Genomic DNA, 4893 nt, shown 5'->3' with positions numbered 1-4893 from the left:
ATGTTTAAGTCTTGAATCGGCTTTTTCAGGAGAAAAATGTATTGAATTAGACACGCTTGAGTGAAGACTGTAGAAAGAATTCTTCTTCCCCCTCCTCCCCATCCTCCCCATCCTCCCCATCCTCCCCATCCTCCCCACCCTCCCCATCCTCCCCACCCTCCCACAAGGGTTTCAAGAGTTCCTTATAAGGGATAGCTTTTTAAGGGGGGCAGGGGGGATCTAAAACTGTATCTCACCAATTTGAGAAACGCTATATTTTCAATTTTCGGATATCTCTATTAGGTTTGATTTAGGTAAAAAATTCTATATTTTAGAGAATATCTAATAGTTAAAAAGGGGACATGAATGTTATTATGTAACTTAATAATTAAACTAAATTTAGAGTGAAAAAAACTATGAAACGGCGTAATTTTATTGGATATACTTTACTCTTTATTACCAGTTGTTCTGCAACGACAAATAATACTAATAACTGGGAAATAGAGAATAAACCAGAAATACTGCGATTGGCAGTAACGGATGTTGTTGAAGCAGGAAAATTGGAACGTGATTATGAGGCATTTCGTGCTGCTCTAGAAGCAGTATTAGCAACAAAAATTGAATTTTTTCCAGTAGACAGTTTTGCTATGGCCGCCGCTGCTTTACAGTTGAATCAAGTCGATTTGTTATTAGCAGGACCTTCAGAATATGTTGTGATTAATGCTCGGACAAATGCTATACCTCTGATTGGAGTAACTCGCCCTAATTATCGTTCTGTAATTGCTGTTCCTGCTGGTAGTCCCATTAAATCTGCTGCTCAACTGCAAGGTAAAACTTTAGCATTGTCAGATATTGGTTCTACAAGTGGTCATCTTGGACCAACAAAACTGTTGATGGAAGCAGGATTAGATCCTAAATCCGATCTGAAAATTCTGATGTTGGGAGATGATGGCAGTCTAGAAAATTTTAAACAAGGAAAGGTTGATGCTTGGGGAGGATCTGCGGTAGATTATGAATATCTTCTGGAAACTGAGGGTGCATCAAAAAATGATTTTCCGATTGTAGCTAAAACGGATTTGTTACCCAGTGATGTAATTATTGTTAGTCATAAGCTAGATTCTCAAGTAGTTGAAGAGTATAAAAATCTTATTGTTAATAATCAAGATAAATTAATAACTGCCTTAGCAAAGGGAGAATCTACAAAAAAATATCAGGGTTCTAAATTGGTAGCTGCTAATGATAGTGATTACGATTTGATTCGTGATGTTTATCAGGCGATTGGAGAAGGTGATTTAATTGCACCATAATCTATATTATTTAACTAATAATTAATAATTAATAATTAATAATTATTCAGTCAAAGGGAACAGGGAGAAGTCATTGATAATCTATAGCAATCTTAAATAGGTTGCGGGTAATCAAAAAGTAGATAAAAAAGCTGAAACTTCTACCTGTTCCCAGTTAAGTGTTCCCTAAAAGTGGTAAGATTTTTATACACAAATATATTAGAGGATTGCTAGATGGATAATAATATATTATATTTTTGATTTTAGGATATTTCTATTAGGTTTGATTTAGGTAAAAATTTCTAGATTTTAGGAAATAGGGAATAGTTTACCAGGGAGCATCAAAGAAGAAAAATTTTAGTAAATAATAAATAGGGAATAGGGAATAGGGAATAGGGAATAGGGAACAGAGAGAAGTAATTTATAATTTATGGATAATAATTGATTATATTTTAAATTTTCGGATATATCTATTAGGTTTTAGTTAGGTAAAAAGTTATAATTTCAGAGAATATCTAATAGTTGAAAATGGAACATCAATGTTATTATGTAACTTAATAATCAAACTAAATTTAGAGTGAAAAAAACTATGAAACGGCGTAATTTTATTGGATATACTTTACTCTTTATTACCAGTTGTTCTGCAAGGACAAATAATACTAATAACTTGGAAGTCGCCAGAGAATATTTAGGGAGAGGGTGGTCCGGATGGTCCGGATGCTCCGGATGCTCCGGATGGGGAGGAGCAAGCTGTATGAATAAAAGCGGACTTTTCTCCCACACGAACCACACGAACCACACTTACCCACCCTCTCCTACTTTTTTCTAGGCGTGACAATAAATTGACCCTGCTCCCAGGAGGGGAAGTCAGAAGTTAACGCATGTAACGGGGCTCAAATCCCCGCTCCAAAAATATTTCGCCGATCAAGGCGGGGTATTAGACTCAATTATTTTGATAATTATTAATTATTAATGATTAATTGTTAATTATTAATTATTGAACTAATCTACTCAATAAAATTTAGAAAATTTTTTGATAAATGGTATTATTCCTCGAATCTAAAGAAGATAAATATTCTCAATATATAGAAGTTAATTCTTCTCTAAGAAATAAGATTGCACAGCCAAATAGGATTTGTAAACTCCTAAATAAATTTAAGATCGATAGGATAAGTAATGTATTAAAACGTCTGAGTATTGCTCAAAAATTTGGTTATAGCTATGCCATAGCAATTGGTGTTGCAGTAATTGGAATTACTATAGGCTTAACAATTTCAGAATATTATGAAAAGCAGGCACTAAAAGCATTAAATATTGCAGACAAACAAAGCAGACTTCTGAATGATTTGGAAAAATCTATATTGGGGATGACTTCCCATCCTCAAAATTTAGTTCCAGCATTAACTAAAAATATTTGGTTTGATTTTGAGAGAGCAAAATTTTTAGGATATGTTAGTAGAGTTAGGAAAGATTTAGAAGAGCTTACCATTTTTATAGATACTCATCCTAATGATTTAGCTACAGAAATTAGGGAGTATCAAGAACTATTAAAATCTTATACAACAGTCACAAACTATTATGTATATAGGATTAAATCTTTATGGAAAAAAATCGATCCGCCTAATTTAAAACCAGAAGAAGTACCTCAAGCGCAACAGGTAATTATTGTTTCTTTAACTGATAAAGAAGCTACTCAAATAGATATAAAATTTGAGCGTTTATCGGGGAAATTAACCTTAATTATGAAAGCAGCAGATCAGCAATATTTGCAAGCAAATTCGAGTTTTGATAAGGTCATAAAATTACAAAGAAGAATTATTCTTGTTAGTATTTTTATTTCTGTAGGTACTGCAACATTTTTAGCAATTTACATCAGTAATGTTATTGCTAATCCTTTAAAACAAGTGACTGAAGTTGCTCAAAGAGTTACTAAAGAATCTAATTTCCAGTTACAAGCTACTGTGAATACAAAAGATGAAGTTGGATTATTAGCTGTTTCTTTAAATAAACTTATTTTGTGGGTAGGAGAATACACTCATCAGCTAGAAATGTCTCAAAAAACTTTAGAAAAGCGTGTGGAAGAACGGACTCTTGAACTGACTAAAACACTACAGCAACTTCGACACACTCAATCTCAACTTATTCAAACAGAAAAAATGTCGAGTTTAGGGAAAATGGTGGCTGGAGTTGCCCATGAAATTAATAATCCAATTAATTTTATCTATGGCAATACTAAGTATGTTAAAGAATATGCTGATACTTTGTTAGAGTTAGTAGATTTATATCAGCAGCATTATCCTCAAGTAAATCCAGAAATTGAAGATTATCTAGAAGAAATTGACCTAGATTTTTTAACTAAAGATTTGTTAAAAATTTTATCTTCTATGAGAAATGGTGCAGAAAGAATTCGACAAATTGTTGAGTCTTTAAGAAATTTTTCTCACCTGGATGAGTCGGATGTTAAATCTATTAATCTCAATGAAGGTATTGAAAATACTCTGATAATTTTAAATCATAAACTTCACTCCATCGAATTAATTAAAAACTATGGAGATTTATCTTTGGTTGAGTGTTATCCAGCAAATATTAATCAAGTTTTTTTGGATATACTTGCTAATGCTATTGATGCTATTAATGAAGCAGAATTTCAATTGCCAGCAAGTCAAATAGATTTTGTTCCGACTCTAAAAATTCAAACAGAAAAAATAGATATTGATCGAGTTAGAGTAAGTTTTTGGAATAATGGTCCGGTAATACCAGGAAATATTATAGACAAATTATTTGACCCATTTTTTACTACTAAACCTGTTGGTAAAGGTACAGGTTTAGGACTGACAAATTGCTACCAAATTGTGAAACAGCATGGTGGAAAAATTGAAGTAATTTCTAACTCTGAACATGGAACAGAATTTACTATTACTTTGCCGACTCAAATACCTCATTCAATCATTAATAATTAACAGGATGGGGAGGTGTGGGAGGTGTGGGAGGTGTGGGAGAAAAGTCTGCTACTTTTTAATTTTTAATTTTGAACTTTGATATAGAATCCGGGTAATTAATTATCGTAATTTGCAGTTCAGCCTTCTAGGCTGTAACAACCTCGAAGGTTGAACTGCAAAGTTGAATACTTATTATATTTATATGGTTGGAGGAGATGGGGAGATTGAATATTGAAGTAATTATAGAGCTATAAACATACACTGTATAACCGGATTCTATATGAATTCCGCGTAGCGCTACTAGGATATTTCCTTATATTCAATTCCGTTGTAGTTTTAACCATAGGTAATTATTCATTATCCATTAATGAATGAACCTTAACCTAAATTTATTAAAAATTTAACTAAGAGATGTTAGGTTTATTTATAATAGAGTAAGATTGGGAAAATCAAAAATATAAAGCTGACGGTTTATGGATAATTGTCATTTAAGTTATCAGTTATCAGTTATCAGTACCTCCGGCTAAAGTCGGAGCCTGGAAATACGGAATTATCTTTTCTCTTGGTCGATTGGATATGGCGAGGAAACCTCGCCATCCCTCGACCGCTTTTTATCCCCTTAAAAAGGGAGGCTTTAGACCACAATCTTTCGGTAATCAATACATTGACAAAAAACTAGAGTCATTATT

General features: G+C 32.8%; 4 protein-coding genes. 2 read left to right on the top strand and 2 right to left on the bottom strand.

Annotated features, from left to right (window positions below; genetic code table 11):
• Positions 1–46: 46 nt before the first annotated feature.
• Positions 47–175 (bottom strand): hypothetical protein, encoded by a 129-nt coding sequence (locus F6K40_RS38735; protein WP_293145173.1) that lies wholly within the window; start codon positions 173–175, stop codon positions 47–49.
• A 220-nt stretch (positions 176–395) separates the two neighbouring features.
• Here F6K40_RS38735 and F6K40_RS38730 point away from each other — a divergent pair, with 220 nt between their 5' ends.
• On the top strand, positions 396–1286 hold the full coding sequence (locus tag F6K40_RS38730; RefSeq protein ID WP_293145170.1) for a phosphate/phosphite/phosphonate ABC transporter substrate-binding protein: 891 nt from the start codon (positions 396–398) through the stop codon (positions 1284–1286).
• Between the two features lie 667 nt (positions 1287–1953).
• On the opposite strand, the gene F6K40_RS38725 is transcribed toward F6K40_RS38730, so the two are convergent.
• Positions 1954–2103, bottom strand: a complete 150-nt coding sequence (locus tag F6K40_RS38725) for a hypothetical protein (protein WP_293145167.1) — start codon at positions 2101–2103, stop codon at positions 1954–1956.
• Positions 2104–2305: 202 nt separating this feature from the next.
• Here F6K40_RS38725 and F6K40_RS38720 point away from each other — a divergent pair, with 202 nt between their 5' ends.
• Complete coding sequence (locus F6K40_RS38720; protein ID WP_293145164.1) at positions 2306–4225, top strand: sensor histidine kinase; 1920 nt, start codon at positions 2306–2308, stop codon at positions 4223–4225.
• Positions 4226–4893: the final 668 nt, after the last annotated feature.

Source organism: Okeania sp. SIO3I5 (assembly GCF_010672085.1).
In the GTDB taxonomy this organism is placed as follows: Bacteria; Cyanobacteriota; Cyanobacteriia; order Cyanobacteriales; family Microcoleaceae; genus Trichodesmium.
The sequence above is the reverse complement of the archived record's forward strand: the minus strand, read 5'-3'. Positions and strand labels throughout refer to the sequence as shown.